The sequence below is a fragment of the Gymnodinialimonas sp. 57CJ19 genome, assembly GCF_038396845.1.
In the GTDB taxonomy this organism is placed as follows: domain Bacteria; phylum Pseudomonadota; class Alphaproteobacteria; order Rhodobacterales; family Rhodobacteraceae; genus Gymnodinialimonas.
Genome location: NZ_CP151587.1, coordinates 344,365 through 367,473 on the forward strand (window position 1 = coordinate 344,365; position 23,109 = coordinate 367,473).

20 protein-coding genes and 1 other RNA gene are annotated in these 23,109 nt (G+C 61.3%); 4 read left to right on the top strand and 17 right to left on the bottom strand.

Annotated elements, in window-relative coordinates; all coding sequences use genetic code 11:
- Nucleotides 1-85 precede the first annotated feature (85 nt).
- The 14 genes from ccoS to AADW23_RS01755 form a co-directional block, all read right to left on the bottom strand.
- Nucleotides 86-241 carry a cbb3-type cytochrome oxidase assembly protein CcoS gene (gene ccoS / locus AADW23_RS01690; RefSeq protein ID WP_341862800.1) on the bottom strand — a complete coding sequence of 52 codons (156 nt, stop codon included), beginning with the start codon at nt 239-241 and terminating at the stop codon, nt 86-88.
- Nucleotides 241-2,427, bottom strand: coding sequence for a heavy metal translocating P-type ATPase (locus AADW23_RS01695; RefSeq protein ID WP_341862801.1), 2,187 nt, complete (start codon nt 2,425-2,427; stop codon nt 241-243). Before AADW23_RS01695 ends, ccoS begins: the two co-directional genes overlap by 1 nt.
- The gene (locus AADW23_RS01700) at nt 2,424-2,903 is read right to left on the bottom strand and encodes a FixH family protein (protein ID WP_341862802.1); all 480 of its coding nucleotides are present in this window, start codon (nt 2,901-2,903) and stop codon (nt 2,424-2,426) included. Before AADW23_RS01700 ends, AADW23_RS01695 begins: the two co-directional genes overlap by 4 nt.
- Nucleotides 2,900-4,321 (bottom strand): cytochrome c oxidase accessory protein CcoG, encoded by a 1,422-nt coding sequence (gene ccoG, locus AADW23_RS01705; RefSeq protein ID WP_341862803.1) that lies wholly within the window; start codon nt 4,319-4,321, stop codon nt 2,900-2,902. Before ccoG ends, AADW23_RS01700 begins: the two co-directional genes overlap by 4 nt.
- A 244-nt stretch (nt 4,322-4,565) precedes the next feature.
- The gene (ccoP, locus tag AADW23_RS01710; RefSeq protein ID WP_341862804.1) at nt 4,566-5,447 is read right to left on the bottom strand and encodes a cytochrome-c oxidase, cbb3-type subunit III; all 882 of its coding nucleotides are present in this window, start codon (nt 5,445-5,447) and stop codon (nt 4,566-4,568) included.
- The gene (locus tag AADW23_RS01715; protein ID WP_341862805.1) at nt 5,444-5,653 is read right to left on the bottom strand and encodes a cbb3-type cytochrome c oxidase subunit 3; all 210 of its coding nucleotides are present in this window, start codon (nt 5,651-5,653) and stop codon (nt 5,444-5,446) included. Before AADW23_RS01715 ends, ccoP begins: the two co-directional genes overlap by 4 nt.
- A gap of 13 nt (nt 5,654-5,666) precedes the next feature.
- Nucleotides 5,667-6,389 carry a cytochrome-c oxidase, cbb3-type subunit II gene (gene ccoO, locus AADW23_RS01720; protein WP_341862806.1) on the bottom strand — a complete coding sequence of 241 codons (723 nt, stop codon included), beginning with the start codon at nt 6,387-6,389 and terminating at the stop codon, nt 5,667-5,669.
- Between the two features lie 11 nt (nt 6,390-6,400).
- The gene (gene ccoN / locus AADW23_RS01725) at nt 6,401-8,002 is read right to left on the bottom strand and encodes a cytochrome-c oxidase, cbb3-type subunit I (RefSeq protein WP_341862807.1); all 1,602 of its coding nucleotides are present in this window, start codon (nt 8,000-8,002) and stop codon (nt 6,401-6,403) included.
- Between the two features lie 244 nt (nt 8,003-8,246).
- Nucleotides 8,247-8,996 carry a transcriptional regulator FnrL gene (gene fnrL / locus AADW23_RS01730; protein WP_341862808.1) on the bottom strand — a complete coding sequence of 250 codons (750 nt, stop codon included), beginning with the start codon at nt 8,994-8,996 and terminating at the stop codon, nt 8,247-8,249.
- Between the two features lie 153 nt (nt 8,997-9,149).
- Entirely contained in the window at nt 9,150-11,042 is a 1,893-nt protein-coding gene (locus tag AADW23_RS01735; protein ID WP_341862809.1) for an ABC transporter ATP-binding protein, read from the bottom strand.
- A 25-nt stretch (nt 11,043-11,067) separates the two neighbouring features.
- The gene (locus AADW23_RS01740) at nt 11,068-12,345 is read right to left on the bottom strand and encodes an ABC transporter permease (protein WP_341862810.1); all 1,278 of its coding nucleotides are present in this window, start codon (nt 12,343-12,345) and stop codon (nt 11,068-11,070) included.
- Nucleotides 12,346-12,349: 4 nt separating this feature from the next.
- Entirely contained in the window at nt 12,350-13,495 is a 1,146-nt protein-coding gene (gene yejB, locus AADW23_RS01745) for a microcin C ABC transporter permease YejB (RefSeq protein ID WP_341862811.1), read from the bottom strand.
- A gap of 6 nt (nt 13,496-13,501) precedes the next feature.
- Entirely contained in the window at nt 13,502-15,430 is a 1,929-nt protein-coding gene (locus tag AADW23_RS01750; RefSeq protein ID WP_341862812.1) for an extracellular solute-binding protein, read from the bottom strand.
- 217 nt (nt 15,431-15,647) lie between these two features.
- Nucleotides 15,648-16,160 (bottom strand): cytochrome c family protein, encoded by a 513-nt coding sequence (locus tag AADW23_RS01755; protein WP_341862813.1) that lies wholly within the window; start codon nt 16,158-16,160, stop codon nt 15,648-15,650.
- Between the two features lie 108 nt (nt 16,161-16,268).
- Between AADW23_RS01755 and AADW23_RS01760 the strand changes: the two genes are divergently transcribed.
- Entirely contained in the window at nt 16,269-17,099 is an 831-nt protein-coding gene (locus AADW23_RS01760) for a prephenate dehydratase (RefSeq protein ID WP_341862814.1), read from the top strand.
- A 36-nt stretch (nt 17,100-17,135) separates the two neighbouring features.
- Here AADW23_RS01760 and AADW23_RS01765 read toward each other — a convergent pair whose 3' ends face one another.
- Nucleotides 17,136-19,037, bottom strand: a complete 1,902-nt coding sequence (locus tag AADW23_RS01765; protein ID WP_341862815.1) for a bifunctional 2',3'-cyclic-nucleotide 2'-phosphodiesterase/3'-nucleotidase — start codon at nt 19,035-19,037, stop codon at nt 17,136-17,138.
- A gap of 151 nt (nt 19,038-19,188) precedes the next feature.
- Here AADW23_RS01765 and nudC point away from each other — a divergent pair, with 151 nt between their 5' ends.
- Together nudC and AADW23_RS01775 are read left to right on the top strand one after the other, a co-directional pair.
- Entirely contained in the window at nt 19,189-20,172 is a 984-nt protein-coding gene (nudC, locus tag AADW23_RS01770) for an NAD(+) diphosphatase (RefSeq protein ID WP_341862816.1), read from the top strand.
- Nucleotides 20,173-20,262: 90 nt separating this feature from the next.
- Nucleotides 20,263-20,733, top strand: a complete 471-nt coding sequence (locus AADW23_RS01775; protein WP_341862817.1) for an SRPBCC family protein — start codon at nt 20,263-20,265, stop codon at nt 20,731-20,733.
- On the opposite strand, the gene AADW23_RS01780 is transcribed toward AADW23_RS01775, so the two are convergent.
- The gene (locus tag AADW23_RS01780; RefSeq protein ID WP_341862818.1) at nt 20,730-21,671 is read right to left on the bottom strand and encodes a DMT family transporter; all 942 of its coding nucleotides are present in this window, start codon (nt 21,669-21,671) and stop codon (nt 20,730-20,732) included. The genes AADW23_RS01775 and AADW23_RS01780 overlap by 4 nt on opposite strands.
- Nucleotides 21,672-21,970: 299 nt before the next feature.
- Complete coding sequence (locus AADW23_RS01785) at nt 21,971-22,834, bottom strand: neutral zinc metallopeptidase (protein WP_341862819.1); 864 nt, start codon at nt 22,832-22,834, stop codon at nt 21,971-21,973.
- Nucleotides 22,835-22,936: 102 nt separating this feature from the next.
- On the opposite strand from AADW23_RS01785, the gene ffs reads away from it, so the two are divergent.
- An RNA gene (gene ffs / locus AADW23_RS01790) (signal recognition particle sRNA small type) lies at nt 22,937-23,035 on the top strand.
- The last annotated feature ends 74 nt before the right edge of the window (nt 23,036-23,109 follow it).

Sequence of the window (23,109 nt, forward strand, 5' to 3'; positions counted from 1 at the left end):
TGTATCAGCCGCCCTACGGGACGGGGGGAGGGGCGTGGTCTCGCGGTTTTGCCCCGCAAAACTGTGGACCCGCGTCTCCTCGTCCCTATTTGGGCTTATCGTCATAGTCGTCGCGCAAAATCCGGTGCGCGTCGCCTTCGGGATCGTCAAACTGGCCTTTCTTCAGAAGCCACCAAAACGCGACAAGCCCCAGGGCCCCAAGGGCCAGGCTTACCGGGATCAACAGGCCAAGCACCTCCATCAGCGCAACCGCAATGCGTTGAGCGATACGGTCAGGGACGAACTGGACATCGCCAGCGCCGCGATCAGGGGCGAGCACAGGCCCGCAACCGCCAGAGGCACCGCTAATAGGTTATAGACAGAGGCGATGGTAAAGTTCTCCTTGATCCGTTTTCTCGCGGCGACTGACGTGGCCATTGCGTCAAGGATCGGGGCCAAGCTGCCGCCCGTCAACACCATGTCCGACGCGGCCCGTGCCGCCTCCAGGGCCGAAGCCGGAGAGATTGATACATCCGCCGCCGTCAGCGCCGCCGTGTCGTTCATCCCATCGCCCACCATCAACACCGTCTCGCCGCTATCGCGGAGCGCCATGATTACCTCGGCCTTGGCTTCGGGTCGCGCCTCGGCCATCACTTCCGTGATCCCGACACGGGCCGCAAAGGCGCTTACCGCCGCCTCCACATCGCCCGACAGCAGGATCACACGCTTGCCCTGCGCTTTCAGCCCCGCCACCAGCGCTTCCGCTCCGGTTCGGATCGCATCGTCAAAGGCAATCGCTTGCACCGCGCCGTCCCCGATTTTCAGATAGGTCGCCGTGGTGGCCAAGGCCTCTGCCCCAACCCATCCCGCGCGGCCCAATCGGACTGTTTGCCCGCGCCATTGCCCCTCCACCCCGAAGCCGGGGTGTTCTTTTACGGCGTCCAAGGCCACCGGATGCACGCCCAATTCGGCAAGGCCCCGCGCCATGGAGAGCGCCAGAGGATGCGCCGATCCTTGCGCCAAAGCCAGCGCAACGCCCCGTTCCGCCTCGGACAGCTCCTGCAATCCCAAGGCCGTGGGCGCGCCATCAGTCAACGTTCCGGTCTTGTCGAACACCACCGTATCGACCTGCGCCAAACGCTCCAGCGCCGTGCCGCTTTTGATCAGCAGGCCTTTGCGGAACAACCGGGCCGAGGCCGCTGTGGTTACCGCCGGCACCGCCAACCCAAGGGCGCAGGGGCAGGTGATAATCAAAACCGCCGCCGCGATGTTCAGGGCCACGCGCAGGTCCATCGTCGCTAAAAACCACCCCACCGCCGCAAGGGCCGCGATGATGTGAACCCCCGGCGCATAAAGCTTGGCCGCCGCATCCGCGAGAGAGGTATAGTTGTTGCGCCCCGCCTCGGCGACAGCGATCAGATCCGCAATCCGCGCCAGTTCCGTGTCGCGCCCCGCCGCCTGAACCTCGACCGTGATCGCGCCTGTCAGGTTCGCTTCCCCAGCATGGACGCTATCGCCGGGCATGGCGGCTGCGGGCAGCGTTTCGCCAGTCATGATCGACCGGTCCAATTCGGTCGAGCCGTCGCGCAACACGCCGTCCACTGGAATGCGCCCCCCCGGAAGCACGCGCACCAGATCACCGGGACGCAAGTCCGCGATGCTGACGGATTGCGTCCCCTGCCCCGTGATCTGCAACGCGCGAGGCACTTCCAGCGCGGCCAATTCCTGCGCCGCAGAGCGGGCATTGGCACGGGTCCTGTGATCCAGATAACGGCCCGCCAGAAGGAAGGTGCACAGGGCAATTGCCGCGTCGAAGTAGGCGTGCTCACCTGACAGCATCGTCTCATAAAGCGAGGTGCCAACGGCCAGCGCAATCGCCAGCGTGATCGGCACATCCATGTTCAAGCGCCGCGCCTTCAGCGCCGCGAAGGCCGAGACATAGAAAGGCTGGCCCGTGAAAATGACGGCGGGAATGGCAATCGCGGCGCTGATCCAATGCATCATGTCGCGGGTCACGCCTTCGGCCCCGGACCACACGGCGACCGACAAGAGCATCACGTTCATCATCGCGAAAACGGCCACCGCAAGGCGCATCAGAAGGGCACGGCCTGTGGCATCAATCTCGGTTGCGGCAAGGACGCCGGGGTCCAACTCGTGCGCCTCGTATCCCGCATCGGACAGCGCGTGGCAAAGGGTATTTGTGTCAACGTCCAGATCGGCCTCGACCGCGACACGGCGCAGGGTCAGGTTGACCCGCGCGTCACGCACGCCGGGCAGCGCGTGCAAAGCCCGCTCCACTCCCGAAATACACCCGGCGCAATGGATGCCCGGCAGGGCGATCATCAGCCGCGCCTGCGTTGGCGCGGCTCCGGCGACCTGCTCGGCCAAGGGCCCCACATCGCACGCCGGACAGGCCGAGGGCCGCGCGGGATCGGCAAGGGCTGTCATGGACGCGCGACCGAGAAGGTGATGTTGTGGCGATATTCCGTGCCACTGCGCGACAGGCCGGTCATCCGCAAACGCCAGCGCCCGACATCCAGATCGGCAGGCGCGATCAACGTGCCGTTCGGCCCGCGCGTCAGGGTAAGTAACTGATCGTCAGCCTGGGTCGTGGGGCGGGTCAAAAGCGCCTCTAGCTCTGCGGGGTAAACCGGGCGGCCCGCGTCATCCACAAGGGTCAGGATCACCTGCCCCGGCCCGGTTTCGACCGAGGCTTGCCACCCCAACGCCTCTTGCGCGTGACGGCGGGCATCAAAGGTCTGGCTATCAGCGTAGCTGGACGAGACCTCTAGCCCCGGGAAGGTCGACACCGCCTGGAACGCCATGAACAGGTTCACCCCGATGATGATCCCGAAGCAGCCGCCGAAGATGCCCAGAACATGCAATCCGGTGAGTTTGCGTTGAGTATCCGATTGCGTGGTCATTGCGTGCCCTGCCCAATGAAGGATTGCGATTGATAGGCACGCTCATTGGTGCCGAATTCCTCGACCCAGAAGCGCAGTTCGGTTCGGTCCGCGGTGGCCGCCGGATCGTCGGGCCGCGCGATGACATAGACCCGTTGCAACAGCGTTTCGTCGGCGGGCACGTCGACCATCAAGTCCTGGCCGCCTTCAAGGTCCACCCGAAGGATCTCGTCCGAGGTCAGGCCGATACGGAATACGGCGTCGCCTTGGGTCATGTTGCGGATGCGGATATCATAGGTGTTGCGGATCGAGCCATCGGACAGGATGACGTATTGCGGGTTGCGGATCGGGGCAACGGTCAGGCCGATCTCGGACCGGATAAACAGCGCCACCACAAGGCCCACTCCGATCAGCGACCAAAGGGCCGTGTAGATCAACGTGCGGGGCCGCAGGATGTGGCGCATCACGGGGACCTTTGGGTTGCCCGCGCGCTCGTTCGCCTCGTCGGTCAGGGCGAGGTAGTCAATCAGACCCCGCTCGCGGCCGGTTTTGTCCATGATCTCGTCGCAAGCGTCGATACATAGGGCGCAGGTAATGCACTCCATCTGCTGGCCGTCGCGGATGTCGATGCCCATGGGGCAAACGTTGACGCAGGCGTTACAGTCGATGCAGTCGCCCAACCCTTCGCGGTCCTTGCCCTTGCCGCGATCTTCGCCGCGCCAGTCGCGGTAGGCCACGGTCAGGGAATGCTCGTCCATCATGGCTGCCTGAATGCGTGGCCACGGGCAGGCGTAGATGCAGATCTGTTCCCGTGCAAAGCCGCCAAACAGGAAGGTTGTGGCGGTCAGAACGCCGACGGTGGCATAGGCCACAAAAGCCGCCTGCCCGGTCAGCAGATCCCACAATAGCGTGGGCGCGTCGGCGAAATAGAAAACCCAAGCACCGCCCGTGGCCACCGCGATCAGCAGCCAGACGATCCATTTGGTGATCCGTAGCCGCCACTTGCGGAAGTCCCATTTGCTTTTCCACAACCGTAATCGGGCGTTGCGATCCCCCTCGATCCAGCGCTCGACCGTGTAGAACAGATCGGTCCAGACCGTTTGCGGGCAGGTATAGCCGCACCACACACGGCCAAGGGCCGAGGTGAACAGAAACAGGCCGAGGCCCGCCATAATCAACAGGCCCGCGACGAAATAGAATTCGTGGGGCCAGATCTCGATCCAGAAAAAGAAGAACCGGCGTCCGGCCAAGTCCACAAGAACGGCTTGGTCCGGCAGGCTGGGGCCACGGTCCCACCTGATCCACGGGGTGATGTAGTAGATCCCAAGGGTCACAAACATGATGACCCATTTCAGGTTTCGAAACGTACCTTTCACCTTCTTGGGAAAGATAGGCTCCTGCGCAGCGTAGAGCTTCGGCGGGGCATCACTGGAAGACATGGGATTTCCTGAGAATCGGTTTCTGTTCGCTCCTCAGCAATAGGGGTGCTGTGGGCGTATCGCTTTGACGTGGATCAAGTCGCCGCGAGAATAGCAAGACGCCGCTCCGGCGGGGAAACCGGAGGGACGCAGTGGCAGCGGCGTGTTGTGGCGACAGCCCCGCGCGATGGTGCGAACAGGACGCGGGGCTGTGCCGAACCCGCGACGATGGAGGCCGCGAGTTACCGGGTTGTCAGGGCAGGGGCTACTCGCCACCGCCCCGGCTGTGGACGTAGATCGCGGTGGCGCGGACTTCCGCCTCGCTCAACCGGCCCGACCAGGGGGGCATGACGCCAAAGCGGGAATGGCGCACGGTTTCCTCGATCGCCTCGGGCGAGCCGCCGTATAGCCAGATGCGGTCCGTCAGGTTGGGTGCCCCCAGATAGCGATCGCCCATGGCGTCATCGCCGTGGCAGGCCGCGCAATTGTCGAGGAACACGGTTTCCCCGGCGGCGGCCAGCGAGGTGTCGGCCTCTTGATCCGATACGGCCAGGACGTAGTTCACCACCTGGCTGATTTCCTCGTCCGACAAGATCCCCTCGAATGCGGTCATCTCGGACCAGCGGGCGTCTGGGTCTTCCTCGTTGCGGATGCCGTGGGCGATGGTCAGGTGAATGTCATCAACCGTGCCGCCCCAAAGCCAATCATCGTCCAGCAAGCTGGGGTAGCCCGACGCCTGCACCCCATTGGCGCCGCGTCCGTGGCATTGGGAACACCAGGTCGCAAAGGTCGCCCCGCCCGATTGGATAGAGAAGTTATAGAGGTCTGGCATGGCTTCCTGGGTGACCTCTGCCAGATTAACTTCCGTCAATTGTGTGCGCAAATCGGCGTTAAGCGCGTCATATCGGTCAATCTCTTCGGCAACCTCAGCGCGGGTGGAATAGCCCAGAAGACCCGGCGTCGCGCCCGATATCATCGGCCAGGCGGGGTAGGCCACCGTGTAAAGCACCGCCCATACGATGGACGCGTAAAGGCACCAGAGCCACCAACGCGGGAGCGGATTGTTGAACTCTTGAATGCCGTCCCAGCTATGACCCGTGGTTTCGGGATCATCGGGTTGCAGGTTGGAATTTTCTTGATCGGTCATTGGCGGGGCTCCCTTGCGTGGGCCGCAGAGATATCGTGATCCGAGGCGGGTTTATCATCGTGTCGGAAAGGGATCTCAGCGGTATCGCTGTGCACCCCCCGCGAACCGGGCCGGAAGGCGTAAAGAACGAACCCCAGAAAGCTGAGCACCAGAAACACGGTGCCGATGCTGCCAGAGAGTTCCCTTAGAAACGTATAATCTTGCATGTTCCGTCCTCTCCTATCGGCTTTCTTCCGGCGTGAAGGTCGAGAAATCGACCATCGTGCCGAGCACTTGCAGGTAGGCAATCAGCGCATCCATCTCGGTCACGTCCGGGTTGCCGTCGAAGTCGCGCTGTTGCGCGCCGGGGTAACGATCCAGCACCCCGGTATCGCCAAAGTCGGTGGCCTGCTCGACAAAATCGAAGCGCGCGTTCTCCAGCATTTCGTCCGTGTAGGGCACGCCCACAAAGCGGTGGGTGGCCATCAGGTCGCCCACGGCTTCGCCGTCCATCCGCGTATCGGCAAGAAAGGCGTAAGACGGCATGATGCTTTCAGGCACAACGGACTGCGGCATAACCAGGTGATCGTAGTGCCATTCATCGGAATAGCGCCCGCCCACCCGGGCCAAATCCGGCCCGGTGCGTTTTGACCCCCAGACGAACGGATGGTCATACTGACTTTCGGCGGCCAGCGAGTAATGGCCGTAACGCTCCACCTCATCGCGCATGGGGCGGATCATCTGACTGTGGCAGACGGTGCAGCCTTCGCGGATGTAAATCTCTCGGCCCGCCAACTCCAGTGGAGAGTAAGGGCGCACGCCCTCCACATCCTCAATGGTGTTTTCCAGGTAGAACAGCGGCGCAATCTCCACCACGCCGCCAATGGTCACGACCACGAAGCTCAGCGCCAGGAGGAGCGTCGCGTTGGACTCGACTTTCTTGTGTTGGTCAAGGAAACCCATGATCCCTCTCCTTATTCTGCTGGGACAGCGGAGTTGGTATCGGCCACGGCCTCACCACTTCGCACTGTCATCCACAGGTTCCAGGCCATGATCAGAGCGCCCGACAGGAACATGATCCCGCCCAAACCCCGGACCACATACATCGGCAACTTCGCTTCAACGGTGTCGGCAAAAGAGTTCACGAGGAAGCCCTGCGCATCCACTTCACGCCACATCAGGCCTTCCATGATGCCGGTCACCCACATCGACGAGGCGTAGAGAACGATCCCCACCGTCGCGAGCCAGAAGTGCCAGGACACGGCCCGCACACTGTAAAGCGACGCCTTGTTCCAGAGCTTCGGGAACAGATAGTAGAGCATCCCGAAGGTAATCATGCCGTTCCAGCCAAGCGCGCCGGAATGCACATGGCCAATGGTCCAGTCGGTGTAATGCGACAGCGAGTTCACGGCGCGGATCGACATCATCGGCCCCTCGAAGGTGGACATGCCGTAAAACGCAAGGCTGGTGACCATCATCCGCAAAATCGGATCGGTGCGCAGTTTGTCCCAGGCCCCTTGCAAGGTCATCAGGCCGTTGATCATGCCGCCCCAGCTTGGCATCCACAGCACGATCGAGAAGACCATGCCCAGGGTCGCGGCCCAATCGGGCAGCGCGGTGTAGTGCAAGTGGTGGGGGCCGGCCCAGATATACAGGAAGATCAGCGCCCAGAAGTGGATGATCGACAGTTTGTAGGAATAGACGGGACGCTCAGCCTGTTTCGGCACGAAGTAATACATCATCCCCAGGAAACCCGCGGTCAGGAAGAAGCCCACGGCGTTGTGGCCGTACCACCATTGCGTCATCGCACTTTGCACGCCCGACATGACTTGCACCGACCGTGATCCGAAGATCGACACCGGCACCGCCATGTTGTTCACAAGGTGCAGCATCGCCACGGTCACGATGAAGGCCAGCAGGAACCAGTTGGCCACGTAGATGTGCGGCTCTTTCCTTGTCAGGATCGTGCCCATGTAGACCACGAGGAAGGCAACCCAAACCACGGTTAGCCAAAGGTCCACGTACCACTCAGGCTCTGCGTATTCCAAGCTTTGGGTCGTGCCCATCAGATAGCCGGTTGCCGCAAGAACAATGAAGAGCTGGTAGCCCCAGAATACGAACCAGCTAAGATTGCCGCCCCACATGCGCACCGCACAGGTGCGCTGGCCAATGTAGAACGTCGCCGCGATCAAAGCGTTGCCGCCGAACGCGAAAATCACCGCAGAGGTGTGAAGGGGCCGAAGTCTGCCGAAGTTCAGATAGGGTTGCGCCCATTCGAAGTTGAGCACCGGGAACGCCAATTGGAAAGCGATGAAAACGCCCACCAGAAAACCCGTGCAGCCCCAGAACACAGTGGCAATCGCCGCCGCTTTCACCGGGCCGTCCATGTACTCATTCTGTGGCGCTGGCACCTTCTCTTCATCAATGCGGCGCAACTGCCATAGAAATAGCCCGCCAGACACCATCATGATCAGGATCGCATGGACCTTGTAGGCAAAATCCAACCCGTAGTTCGCGGCAATCGCCGCAAGGACTGTAATCAGCCCCAAGATCGCAAGCTTCACATAATCAAGCATGGACCGTCCCCTTCATTGTGCTTCACACGAAAGGGAGGCACGCCCCATCCTGTCGCCAAAGCTGTTCCATCGACCGCTTGATCGCGGATTGTGTGGGGGAGCACATTGATCTGTATCAAGAAACGCAGAGAATACCTTTTGATTGCGCGAGCCAGTCAAAAGACGTGCGGAAGCAACCGCTTTGCGGGTAAGTCCTTAATTTATCAGGGGTTAATAGCCACCACCGACGGGCGCACAGGGCCTGTCAGGCGATAATTCCGCCCTCGGCATCGTCGCCGGTTTCAACCAGCAGCGCATCAAAGTTCGGCACGATGACCTGGCGCTTGCCTTCCAGCAGAATCACACCGTCCCGTTTCAGGCCCGAGATCTGACGGCTCACGGTTTCCAGCGTCAGTCCCAGATACTCGGACATCGCTTCGCGGGTCAGGGGCAGCTCGAACCGCATGTTCGCCTGCGCCCGCGTCCCGGAAACACTGGCATCGCGACGGGCCAGAATGGCGAGGAAGCTGGCAATTTTTTCACGGGCGGTCTTGCGGCCAAGGATCAACATCCACTCCCGCGCGGCGTCCAACTCATCCAGCGTCATCTCCAGCAAACGCTCGCTGACATGGGGGGTTTTCACCATAAGCTCCTGGAAGGGCTTGCGGCGGAAACAGCACAGGGTCACATCCGTGGTGGCCGTGACGTCATAGGTGATCCGGTCGCGGTTCGGGCGGCCAATGAAATCAGACGCCAGGAGCAGACCCACCACTTGGCGGCGGCCATCTTCCATGGTTTGGGTCAATGTCGCGACCCCAGAGACGACCGAGGCGACGAAGGTCATTTCATCGCCGGACCACGCAATAACATCGCCTGCCGCGTAGGTGCGGTAGAACTTCACCGCGTCCAATTGCACGAGCTCATCGGCGTCACAACGCGCGCATACGGCGCGATGCCGGATAGGGCATCCCGAGCAGTCACTGGGGACGCTGAAGGCGGGCAGACGTTCGTTCATGTTGTGGTCCTTGTTCGCGAGAACCGGGTTGGCTGCTGTCGATCATATTCAACGCGCCAGTTTCCATTGAGTTTACGCTTACCAAGAAGGCTTGGGACGCTCAACTGCGGCGAAACAGCTTGGGGTCTGCCATAGTGACGCGCGACGGCGGGATCAAAGCGGGTTTTTATCCCCGAAAGCGGCCTTCATCAGCTGACGTGTATAGGCGGTGCGGGGGGCTGCAAACAGCTGCTCGGCGTCGCCGGCTTCCACCACATCGCCCTGCTTCATCACCATCACCTTATGGGACAGCGCCCGCACCACTTTCAGGTCGTGAGAGATGAACAGATAGGCCAGCTTGTGTTCGCGCTGAAGGCGGCGCAGCAGGTCCACGATCTGCACCTGAACAGTCATGTCGAGCGCACTTGTCGGCTCGTCCAGAACCACCAATTTGGGGCGCAGGATCATGGCGCGGGCAATGGCAATGCGCTGCCGCTGTCCGCCGGAAAACTCGTGCGGGTAGCGGTGCATCATGTCGGCATCCAGACCAACTTCTTCCAGCACCTCACCGACGCGCCGCGTGTGGCCCCGGCTTTTGCCTTGCACGGTTAGCCCTTCGGCCACGATCTGCCCTACCGTCATCCGGGGGCTGAGGGACCCGAACGGGTCTTGGAACACGATCTGAATGTCTTTGCGGATCGCCCGCAACTCGGCCTTCTCAAGGCCTTGCAGTTCCCGCCCTTCAAACTTGATCGAGCCCTCGGACCCGATCAGGCGCATGATCGCCAGCGCCAGGGTTGTCTTGCCCGAACCGCTTTCCCCCACGACGCCAAGGGTTTCCCCTTCACGGATGGAGATTGTCGCCTCGTTTACCGCCTTCACGTGGCCCACGGTGCGCCGCAGAAGGCCGCGCTGGATCGGGAACCAGATACGCAGCTTGTCCGTCGTCAACAACTCTCTCGCGCCCGTCGGCACGGGATCGGGCGCGCCGGTCGGCTCCGCCCCCAGAAGCTTGCGGGTGTAGGGGTGTTGCGGGTTCTCGAAGATATCGACGGTGCGACCCTGCTCCACGATCTCTCCGCCTTGCATGACGCACACGCGGTCGGCGATGCGGCGCACGATGGCAAGGTCGTGGGTAATGAACAGAAGGCTCATGCTTTCGCGGCGCTTCAGGTCTGCCAGCAGGTCAAGGATTTGCGCCTGAATGGTCACGTCCAGCGCCGTGGTCGGTTCATCGGCGATCAACAGCTCTGGCCCGTTGGCCAATGCCATGGCGATCATGACGCGCTGCCGTTGTCCGCCCGATAGTTGGTGCGGATAGGCCCCGAGCCGAGACTCCGGGTCATGGATGCCCACTTTGTTCAGCAGGTCGACAATGCGCTGATGCAATCCCGACGGCAGCGGATTGCGCATCCCCAAGCCACGACAGAGCGCCTGAAGCAACAACAGAGGCACGCCGATGATTGCCGCCCAGATGAAGCCCTGCGCCACCGCCCCCACAGCCGCGGCAAGCAGAAGCACCAAGGCATTGGTGCCCGAATTCAAGGACTGCGACGCGAAAGAGATCGGCTCGCCAAAGCGGACAATGGCGAAGTAATAGAACGCCGCCAGCGCCAGAAGTCCCCAAAGCACCATCAGCCCCCGCCCCAGGCTGGCGTTGGCCAGGTTGCGCGCCATCCGGCGCCACCCGTTGGGATAGGTGTAGCCTCCGTGCAGCACGAGGCTTTCGGCCATTTGCCGTTCAATCGTGTGCAACGGGTTGAGCGATGTCATCGGCTCCTGGAAAATGAAGCTGATGTCGTTGCCGCGCACTTGCCGCAGCTTGGCTTCCGACGCGCCCACCATCTGTTCACCATTGTAGGTGATCGAGCCGTCCAGACTGGCCGATGAGGGCAGAAGGTCCACCGACGACAGCGCCGTCACCGATTTACCGGAACCACTTTCGCCGACCAAGGCCACGGTTTCGCCCTTGTCCACATGGAACGACACACCGCGCACGGCATGGACCGTGCGTCCATCCTGGGCGAAATCCACCGTCAGGTCTTTCACGTCCAACACGCGTGTCATCGGGATATGCCTGCGAAAAAAGAGGTCATTGGAACGTCTTTCTAGGATCGAACCCGTCGCGCACGCCCTCGAACACGAACACCAGAAGCGACAGCATGATGGCGAAGGTGAAGAATGCGGTGAAGCCAAGCCAGGGGGCTTGCAGGTTGTTCTTCGCTTGCAGGGTCATCTCGCCCAAGGACGGCTCGGACGACGGAAGGCCGAAGCCCAGGAAATCCAGTGAGGCAAGGCTGCCGATGGTGCCCGTCACGATGAAGGGCAAGAAGGTGAGCGTGGCGACCATCGCGTTGGGCAGAACGTGCCGATACATGATCTTGCCACTGCCCACCCCAAGGGCCCGGGCGGCGCGGACATATTCGAAGTTGCGCGCCCGCAGGAACTCGGCCCGCACCACACCCACAAGACCCATCCAACCGAATGCCACCATCAGCCCCACCAATAGCCAGAAACTCATCGGAAAGATCGTGGCCATGATGATGATCACATAAAGGCTTGGCGTTGCGCCCCAAATCTCGATCAGGCGCTGTACCAACAGGTCCAACCAGCCGCCGAAAAAGCCCTGTACAGCGCCGGCAAATATCCCGATGGCCGAGGCCAGAAATGTCACGATCAGCGCAAAGCTGACCGATAGACGGAAGCCATAGATCGCCCTTGCGGCCAAATCCCGAGAGGTATCATCGGTGCCTAAAATGTTGGTTCCTGCCAATGACTCGGGCAAGAAGCCAAAGCTGTAGGACCAATCATCCCGGTCGGCCCCGGCAGGCAGCCGGAAGACCGGATCAGCGTCGGGATCAACAAGCGAGGTATAGTAGCCGTTGATGACGTTGGGAGGCGCGGGGGCCACGCCCGGACGGTCCACAATCGACGTGTAGTTATGGGGCACCAACGCCCATGTGATCGAGCCGCGTTGGATCGTGGCCCCTTCATATTCGCCCGTGGCCTCGACCGTGGAGATGACGCCTTCGGGGTCGTCCCAACAGTCTTGCAGGCCGCCGGAAATAATCAGGCATTGCACTTCGATATCGCGATAGACGGCCTCGGTCCTGAAATCGCCACCAAAGGCGGTTTCAGGGTAAAAGTTGAACATCGGATAGTAGGATTGCCCCTGATAGCTCACCATCAAGGGGCGGTCGTTGGCCAGAAACGGGGCAAACAGGCTAAGCCCGTAGAGAACCGCGAAGATCCACAGCGACCAGAAGGCACGGCGGTTCGCCTTGAAGTTGCGCCAGCGGCGTCGGGACAGTGGCGAAATCCAGCCGCCTTGACGCAACTCGGGGGCGGAGGTGTGGGATCGGCGTGCCATCGCGCTACCCCTCCCGCTTTTCAAAGTCGATGCGCGGGTCGATCCAGACGTACATCAGGTCCGAGATAATCCCGACACCCAACCCGATCAGCCCAAAGACATAGAGCGTCCCGAACATCACCGAATAGTCGCGACTGACGGCGGCCTCAAACCCCAAGCGGCCCAAACCATCGAGCGAGAAAATCGTCTCGATAATGATCGACCCGCCGAAGAATACGCCGACAAATACCGCCGGGAAACCTGCGATCACGATCAGCATGGCGTTGCGGAAAACGTGGCCATAAAGCACGCGTCGTTCCGGCAGGCCCTTGGCCTTCGCCGTCATCACATATTGCTTCTTGATCTCATCCAGAAACGAGTTCTTCGTCAGGAGCGTCAGGGTCGCAAACGCGGAAATGGTGGAGGCCAGAACCGGCAGGGCAATGTGCCAGAAATAGTCGCCAATCTGCTGGATGAAGTTCATATCCTCGAACCCGTCCGAGGTGAGCCCCCGCAGGGGGAACCATTGCAGGTAGCGCCCCCCCGCAAAGACGATCAGCAACATGATCGCAAAGAGGAACCCGGGGATCGCATAGGCCACAATGATGATGCCAGATGTGACGCTATCGAAGGTTGTGCCATCGCGCACCGCCTTGCGGATGCCCAAGGGGATCGACACAGCATAGGCGATCAGCGTGGACCACAGCCCCAAAGAGATCGAAACGGGCAGTTTTTCCTGCACCAGCTCCAGCACGCCAATGGACCGGAAGTAGCTTTCGCCGAAATCGAAACGAAGATAATCCCACATCATCATCACGAATTGCTCCGCCACCGGGATGTCTTCGGCAACGCAGGCTTCCTCATCAAGGTCCGGCTCTCCGGTGAAGCCGTCTTCGCAGACAATGCGGGCAAAGCGAAATTCCACCCGCAGGCTATCTAGGTACTGCGGCGGCAACCCCCGCGCGCCTTGGCTTTCGAATTCATTGTCGCCAATGGCTTCCGAGCCTCCGCCCGAAATACCGGCAAAGACGTCCCCCTCGCCCTCTAGCTGCGCGAGGACTTGGTCAATCGGGCCGCCGGGGACGAATTGGATGAGGATGAAGTTGACCAACATCACCCCGAGAAGGGTCGGGATGACCAGCAACAATCGTCTGAGGATGTAAGATCCCATAGTGGCTTAGAACGCCCCTTGGTCGCGCAGGGCCTGTTCAGCTTCGGCGTCAATCCACCAGAAATCGAGGAAGCCAAGCGAGTAGGGCGGAAGCTCTTCTGGGTAACGGTACATGTCGTAGTAGGCGACCCAATGGCTTGCGTTGTACCATTGGCCCACGCGGATCACACGGTCACGCAGCACCCGGTCCAACGCTGTGACAGCCACGTCCAGCTCGTCACGGGTCTCGGCGTTCACCACAACCTCGATCAGTGCGTCGATGCCTTCATCGGCCAGACCCGGCACGTTGAAAAGGCTCTCGTCTGCCCCGATGGAGCCGAAGTATTGCCGCAGGCTGGCGCCGGGCTCGTAACCCATGGCGAAATGGTCGGTAATCATGTCGAAATCACCGTCGCGCTGGCGTTGCTGTAACTGGGCGTTGTCCACCCGGTTGAGCGAGGCATTCACCCCAATGGCGCGCAAGTTTTCCACGTAGGGGTTGATGATCCGGTCAAACAGCGGGGAAGAGTTCAGGAACTCCACATCCAGCGTGTCGCCTTCCGCATTGCGCAACAGCCCGTCATCGCCGGGGGTCCAGCCGGCCTCTTCCAGCAAGGCCGTAGCGCGGCGCGACTGGCGACGATCCAAGGCCCGGTCCGGGTTAGAGGGGGGAACGGCATAGGCTTCTTGAGTGAAGACCGTTTCCGGCAACTGGTCTCGCAGAGGTTCCAGCAGTTCCAATTCAGCCGCAGACGGCAGGCCTTCGGCCTCCATCCACGTGTTTTCCCAGAAGCTGACGACCGGGGAATACAGGCCGTAGAACAGCGTCTCGTTCGACCATTCGAAGTTGAACATATGGGCAATGGCGCTGCGCACGCGAACATCTTGGAACTGGGGGCGGCGCAGGTTGATCATGAACGACTGCCCCGAAGCAATGGTGCCATCGGGCAGTTCGGCCTGCAACACGGTGCCGTTTTCCAGCGCCGGGAAGTCATAGTTGTTGGCCCAGGCCTGGCTGCTGCTTTCCTGGCGGAACGTGTAATTGCCCGCTGTAAAACCTTCGAACGCGGCAAGGCTGTCGCCGTAGTATTCGATACGGATCGAGTCGAAATTGTTGCGCCCTTGGTTCAGCCACAGGTCGTCGCCCCAGTAGTCGTCGTTACGCACAAAGACCGTGCGGCGGCCGGGGTCCACTTCGCCCAAAACATATGCGGCAGAACCAATCAGCGGCTCCAGGCGGCTTTCTTCAAAATCGCGGCCACTGGCCTCGTGGCTGGCTTGGCTGAACACCGGCAAGCCGCCCGCTGTCTGAATGCGGTCGCGCAGGGGCGCATCGGGGTTGAAGGTGTAGCGGATGGAGCGGTCGTCGATGACTTCGGCGCTCTCGATTGTATTGGGGATATTGGCTTGGAACGAGGGCAGGCCTTCATCGCGCAGGATTTCGTAAGAGAACAAGACATCGTGGGCGGTCATGGGGGTGCCGTCCGAAAACGCCACCTCATCGCGCAGGGTGAAGATCACGTAGGACCGATCTTCGGGGTAGGCGAATTCCGAGCAGAGCAGACAATAGGCCGAGCCGATTTCATCGGCGGTGCCTTCAAGCATCGGCTCAAAGAAGATCGAGGACAATACCGCAGGCCGCCCAATCCGGCTGTAGGGATGCATCGAATCGAAGGAGCCCGACGACCAGGAGAACGACATTTCGCCGCCACGGGGGGCGTCAGGGTTCACGTAGTTCAGATGCGGCGCATCGGGGCCATAGCCTGGTTCCCCGAAGGTCGAGATGCCAGACGCATGGATCAACCCATCTTCGCCGATCTCCTGCGCGTTCGCGCTGATCGCAAAGAGTCCAAGGATCAACGTCGCGCCAGCAAGGGGCAAGGCCAATGCCTGCCAAGGGGTGCGCGCATCCTCACGCGCTTTGGCGGCGGCTTTCGGGGCGTCATGGTTCTGCATCTGCACCTCCCTTTGGGCGTCTTGTTCATTGGCCAGCTTTGTTCTTACCGGCACTCCCATTATTATGGGTCATGTGACGTTAGTGACCAGCCCCCCCCAGGTTCAAGTTGAGATTTCGTGATCGGGCGGTGATCGCCTGCATTTTTGCCGATTCCCCAGGCACAAACGCAAAACGCCGCCCCAAGGGGCGGCGCTGCGGATCGGAAAGACCGAATTCTTATTGTGTTGCGAGGTAGGCAATCAGGTTGGCGCGATCTTCGATGTCGCCCATGCCACCATAGCTCATCGCGGTGCCGGGGGCGTAACCACGGGGGTTGGCGATGAATTCCGACAGGTTCTCAGGGGTCCATTCGCCGCCCAAGGTGGCGAGGGCATCGGAATAGCTGAAGCCATCGGCGGTCGCGACGGGGCGATCCACGATACCGGCAAGGTAGGGGCCAACACCGTTACGGCCCGCGTCCAGGGCGTGGCAGGCCGAACACTGGCGCCACAAACGCTCACCCGCGCCTGCATCGGCAGCGGCGTAAACCTCTTCAAACGGGACGGCCACTTCTTCAACGACCTCAGCCGCGCCATCTTCAGGCACTGCCACGCGATACCCGCTGACGTGGTCTTCGCTATGGTGGTCTACGTTATAAAGCTCCTCAGCGGCCCAACGGCCCAGAAGAAGTACCAGAAGAGCAACGCAGAGTGCGCCGCCGGCTTTAGTGATCGTCATCGTGTCGAACATGTCGGCTCCACGGGAATGTCGCTTGTTGGGCGTATCTATTGTGTTCCGTCTGCCTATGGCAAGGTGTAGGGAGCGCGACCAAACGACCTTTTTGCTTTGGAATTGACAATGACAGACCGCATCGCCTTCCAGGGAGAACCCGGAGCCTACTCGCATCAAGCCTGCTTTGATGCCCGCCCAGACCTTGAAGCATTGCCCTGCGCCAGCTTCGAGGACGTTATCGAGGCGGTCCGATCAGGCGCGGCACAGCAAGCCATGGTGCCGGTGGAAAATTCGACCTACGGGCGGGTGGCGGACATTCACCGCCTGCTGCCAGAATCAGGTCTGCACATCGTGGACGAGGCATTCGTGCGCGTGCACATCAACGTCCTTGGGGTGCCCGGAGCGACGCTGGAAGACGTCACAGAAGCCCACAGCCACCTTGTTTTATTGCCTCAATGCGGAAAGTTCCTGACCGAACATGGCATCAAGGGGCGGGTCAGCAGCGACAATGCCCGTGCCGCACGGGACGTGGCCGCGTGGGGAGACAAAACCAAAGCGGCTTTGGCATCCGAGTTGGCTGGCGACATCTACGACCTCGAAGTTCTGGCCCGCCATATTGAAGATCATGACCGCAACACCACCCGATTCCTGGTCATGGCCCCCGAGGCCGACATGACGCGCCGGGCAGAGCGGATGATGACCACATTCGTGTTCCGTGTCCGCAACATCCCCGCCGCGCTTTACAAAGCGATGGGTGGATTTGCGACAAATGGTGTGAACATGACGAAGCTCGAATCGTACATGGTTGACGGGTCTTTCACCGCGACTCAGTTCTATTCGGATATCGAAGGCCACCCCGACGACGCCAACGTGCAACTGGCGATGGAAGAACTGGGGTACTTCACTGACAAGCTGAAGATCCTTGGCACCTATCCGGTCGATACCTCTCGCGACTGACGCGACCTTGCGCCGCCGGTTCGGGGGCGACCCCGCTTAGGGCAGCGTCATGGCGAATTGTTGGAACCCGTTTTCGGCCAACCCCAAGGGGGTCAGGCCCAATTCGGCACAGCGCGCGCCATGGGCCAAGGCGCCCGGTCCGGTCTCAAACACCACCTGAGCGCCCACGATGGGGGTGAAGCTGAACGTCGGCTCTACCACCGGGTTCAACGGTCCTGCGCTTTTGCTGATGTAACTGGCCACGGCATCTCTTATCGACAGCCGTGCCGAAATCACCTCTTCCGCCATTTCGGCGGCATGCATATGTCCGCCGCCTGCCGCGCGGTAGGAATTTGTGATCACCAACACCTCATCGCGCGGGCCCAATGGCGTGCCGTCAGCCAGGCAGAGGTTACGAATGCGGCCGGCGGTGTCGAAAACCGCGTCCCCATCGGCATTTGTCCGCGCCGGGCGTGACACGTCGATCTGATATCGCAGCCCGGCAAGCCGATCAAAGTTATAGGGCGCAAAGTCGTGGTCGATCAGTGGCTGGAGACCGGGTTTGCCGGGAAAAATCTGCCGGAACAGCGAGGCCGAACGTTCCAACCATTCCACCACCTCCTGCCCTGTCAGGCGCAACACGCTTAGTATGTTAGGGTAGGCATAAAGATCGGCGGCATGGCGCAACCGCAAGGGGCCCGCAGGCACATCGGTGAAATTACGTGGGCCGGACCGCCCGCCTGCCTTGAACGGCGCGACCGCCGACAACACCGGTAGCTGCGCCAAAATCGGGTCTGTGGCGATCAGGGGTTTCGCCATATCCCATTGCGCATCCGCGATAACTTGCGTCGCGGCACAGGGCGCGATGACCGAGAAGAAGGTTTCCAACGGCACTTCACTGGCCCCTAGAAACCGCGCCACATAGGCGCGGGTTGCCTGATGCTCTACCGCAATCTGCTGGCGCAGCTCTGGATTGTCCGCGAAAATCCGGCCGCGTGTCTCCACTCCCAAAGCCCGCTTTTGCTTGGACGAAAAGTTTGCCGCCCTCGACTGACGCACCCGCCACGGCCCGTGGCCCTCTGCCCGGTCCAACACCAGATCAATGCACCCCAGATGAGAGCCGTAGGCCCCCGGTTGAACGATAGGGGCGTAGGTGCCCTCTGATGCAAGGTCAGTGGCGTCAGCCCGCACCTTATGGGTATGACCCGCCACGACGCCATCAACCCCGGCAATCTGCGCCACTTGCAGCGCCACATTTTCCGCGCCTGCCGCAGCGTCGAGATGGCCATAGCCGGAGTGGGCCAGCGCCAGCACGATATCAACATCCTCCGCGCGCAGCGCAGCCACTTCGCCGCGCAGCGCGTCGAGCATATCGCCCACCGCCATACAGTCCTGCAAATGCGGCTTGTTCCACTGTGCCACCTGAGATGGCACACCGCCGGTGATGCCGATCCGCAGCGTGTGAACCTCGCCCACACTATCGGTGACCTCGCGGGCCAGAATGCAGCGCGGCGGCACAAAGCCGTAGCCTGCGGTGCAATGAACGTTGGCGGAAACGATAGGGAACGCTGCCCCTTCAAGCGACGCAGAAAGATGCGGTAAGCCAAAGTCGAAATCGTGGTTTCCAAGGGTGGCCGCGTCATAGCCAAGGGCGTTCATGGCGACGATCATCGGATGCAAGCGCCCGGCGGGGACGATCTCGGCCACGGCGGCATCGGCCAGAGGCGCGCCTTGCAGGGTATCGCCATTGTCGAGGAGCAGCACGTTTTTCGCAGCGGCTCGCGCCGCGTTGATCAACTCTCCTAACTGGGCCAAGCCGACGGAACTATCGCGGCGGTCGGTAAAGTAATCAAACGGGAGCAAATGTGCATGTAAATCAGTGGTAGCGAGCACCCGAAGGTGCACCGATTTGCCCGCCGCTGTCCCCTGCGCGGTTGCAATTTGTTCTGGGAAGGTCATTTTCGCCCTTACCTCGTGTTTGGTCAGAACTTGGCCTGTTGACCGCGGTTTTCGAAGGACTACACAGCGCCTGTACCCCGAATGTCAGGGGATTGCGCAATATGTTGCCACGGCGGCACACCTTTGGGCAATGGTTACGAAAGGGTTAACGATGCGCCTGAGCGAAGACGTCACTTTTGGGACTTCCGGCATGGACCGCGCGGCGGCTCTGCGGTTGGATCCCGACCGATTGCGGGCAGCCTTGCAGGCGGGATCACCGGTCTTGCCGGTTTGGCGGGGCAAGGTTCTGGTGGAGGGCAAGCCCGAGGATGGCGACATCAAGCTCGCCTATCGCACCATGGCCGACCCGGTCTTATCGAAAGCCAATGAAGTGCCAATTCTGATCGGCCTGCACGAAGATGGGGAAACGCCGGTTTTCGCGCTCGATATATCGGTTTGGGAGCCGAAGACAGTGGATGAGGCAGCGGTTAATACGTTCCTTGATCCCACCGTGCAAATTCACCCGGCCGAGCGCCTTTCCGGCGCAGGGTTCCGGGAGCTGCGGGCCTTGCTGACCCACCTCACCCGCCGCGAGGCCGAGGTTGCAGCCACCGCACGCGCAACCATGATGTGGCATTCCACCCATCAGTTTTGCGCCAAATGCGGCGCGAAAAGCGCGATGACGCAAGCTGGTTGGCAACGCGATTGCACCAGATGCGACGGCAAGCATTTTCCGCGCACCGATCCGGTGGTGATCATGTTGATTACCCACGGCGACAGTGTTCTTGTTGGACGCTCTCCGGGATGGCCCGAGGGGATGTATTCCCTTCTGGCCGGTTTCGTGGAGCCGGGCGAAACCATCGAGGCCGCCGTGCGCCGTGAGGTTTTTGAAGAATCCGGCGTCTACGTGGGCCGCGTAGACTACCTTGCCAGCCAGCCCTGGCCCTTCCCCGCATCGCTGATGTTCGGGTGCAAAGGCGAAGCGCTTAGCACCGAGATCGAGATTGACCCGGATGAGATCGAGGATGCCAAATGGGTCAGCCGGTCCCAGATGCTCGAGGTCTTTGCCGGGAACGACCCCACCATGTTGCCCGCCCGGAAAGGCGCGATTGCGCATTTTCTGTTGCATCATTGGCTGGCAGACACGCTCGATTAACCTCATGGGAAGGGTTTGCCGGTAGTCGGGCTTGACGCAATGGGTCAGGGACGGGCAGATCAGAGGCAAGCAAGAACAAATGGAACGGGCATGAAATTCAAGGTGTCTGAAGACGTAGACGCGCCAGCGGATATCACGTGGTCACGGTTCACCGACTTTTCGGGGATCGAGGCCGAGGCAACCGGACGCGGCGCGGACCTGTCGCGGGTGGGTAATTGGACGACGGCCAGCCAAGGCAAAGGCTGGCGTGGTTCGGCAAAAATCCGGGGGCGTGTGCGACCCGTCACATCCGAAATCAGCGCGTTGAACGGACCGGAGCGGTGCGAAATCACCACCACCGTCGGCGGCATGGAAGCGGTCTATGAAATGACCTTTCTGGAATTGCGCGATGACATGACCCGCGTGCAAGTCACACTGGACCTGTCGGCCAGCACGCTGTCGGCGCGCTTGGCGCTGCAAACGCTCAAGCTGGCCCGGGGGCGAGTGATGCAGCGACTGCAAGGGTTGCTGGCTCGTCAAGGCAATTTGGCCGAAGACGATTACCGCCGCGCCCGCGCTTAGGGCTGTGGCGTGCCTGCGCGGCGTGCGCCCCGCTTGATGCCAAGCGACCGCTCGCGCAGGATGATCGCGATGCCTGCGAACACGATCAGGGCCGCGCCGCACAGCATGGTAAGGGATGGCACTTCTCCGAACACCGAGTAGCCCACGATGATTGCCAGAAGCATGGACGTGTATTCAAACGGCGCAATCAAGGAAGCATCGGCGTTGCGGTAAGACGACGTCAGCAAAATCTGCCCCACACCGCCCGCTAGTCCCGCCAGAATAAGCGTGACGTATTGGCCGGGCGTGGGCCACACCCACCCCCACGGCAGTGTCAGCAGCGACAAGACCGTCGCCGTGATCGAGAACCAGAAAACGATCGCCGCAGTGCGTTCGGTCTGCACCAGCTTGCGCACAAAGACCTGCGCCAGCGCCGCACAGACCGCGCCCATCAAAACCAGAACCGCGCCAAGGGCTTGGCCGGTATCGACGTTCTCCGGGTTTACGGCCAAGCGAGGCGACAGGACAATCAAGACACCGCCAAGACCCACAGCCACCATCGACAGGCGGAACATGCGCACTTCCTCGCCCAGGAACATCGCCGCGAAGATCACCACCAGGATGGGGGCGGCGTAGCCAATGGCCGTGACCTCGGGCAGCGGCAGAAGGCCAAGGCCCGCAAAGCCAAGGCCCATGGCCGACGTCCCCACCAGACCGCGCCAAACATGGCCCATGGGGTTCTTTGTCTCCAAGCCATGGGCAAGGTCGTGCTTCATCATCAGCCAAGCCAAAATCACCGGAATGGCAAAGAGCGAACGGAAGAACACCGCTTGGCCCGGCGGCACCGTATTGGCAGAGGATTTGATTAGCGACGCCATGGCAACGAACACGCAGACCGAGGCGATCTTCAGGGCAATTCCGCGAAGCGGGCGTTGCGGCATGGTTTGAGTTTCTGGCATGGGCCTTGGGTACGCCTGTCGTCCCCACCTGCGCAAGGGCGGCGCCGCAAATTACCGGGTCGCTGCGCCGCTTTCAGCAAACGCCCCCAGATTGCGCCCCTAACATCAATCATCGCGGGGACACCGGGTTCCTGAATCGGGCCAGGGGGGAAGGTGAACCAATTACCGGCATCCGCGTCCCACCAAGCCCCCCCGAGAGAACTATCGGGCTGGCAGACGTGCTAAACAGCTCGATGAATTCCTCGGCCAGTTCCCACTGTCCATGATGCGCGTTTCAATCGAGAACGGCCAGGCTGGCCCTAAAGTTGCCCTGCCGCAAACGTATCGCAAGCGTTCGGATCGCCAGAGTCATACCCGATCGTGAACCACCGCTGACGCTGCGCTGAGGTGCCGTGGGTGAAGGTATGGGGATTAACAGCGCGCCCTGCGCGGGCTTGCAGGTAATCGTCGCCAATCCGCTCGGCTGCGTTGAGGGCTTCATCCAGATCACCCGGCTCTAAGACACCCTCCAGCCGAGAGGCCCATACCCCGGAAAAGCAATCGGCTTGCAGTTCGATCATCACCGAAATCTCATTTGATCGGGTCTGGGAAGACGCCGCACGGATGCGGTTGGCCTCTGCCAATATGCCCAGTTCCTGTTGGATGTGGTGGGCCACCTCATGGGCAATAACGTAGGCCGCTGCGAAGTCTCCTCCTGCGCCCAGTTCCCGTGCCATGTAGGCGAAGAACGCGGTATCGAGGTAGGCGCGTTGATCCGCCGGACAGTAGAACGGCCCGGTGGAAGCCTGCGCCCCACCGCACCCCGATTGAGTCGCGCCGGAAAACAAGACCAGCGACGGGGGATCGTACTGCTCACCAAAGGCTTGGGGGTAGATGTCTGCCCAGATATCCTCGGTTGTGGCAAGGACTTGGCTGGCGAAAAGCCCGGCCTCGTCTTCGGCTGCAGTCAGTTCTCGGGATTGGGGTTGTTGTTGCATCGGCGCGCCCTGCTGATCCAGCAGTGGCGTCAGGTCCACGCCAAAGAAATAGCCCAGCGCAACGACGGCCAAAACGCCCACGATGCTGCCTCCGCTCGCGCGCCCCGACAGACGCGGGCCGCCACCGCCGCGTCGGCGGCGTTGGTCGATTACGTTGCGGCTGGATCTTCTGTTGCGCAGGCGCATGGGCGGCTCTCCTCGTGCGATCTTGATGTCAACGCATCTCAGCTTATTGGGTTCCCGCAACTGCGTCTTGCGATTTTCGCCCGTAGCCCCTATCTACCCAATCGAGGGGTTGGCGCGGGCAAGCACTTCGCCAACTCGGTCAGATCCGGAAGGAAGCAGCCGTAACGATTCCCGCTTGGGTCGTTGTTCAGCCTCTCACCAAATTTCAGCGCGTTGCGGTGCAACGTGCCAAGGCCGCGCCCGCCGATGGCGAGCATGGCGGCGTTTCAACCGGA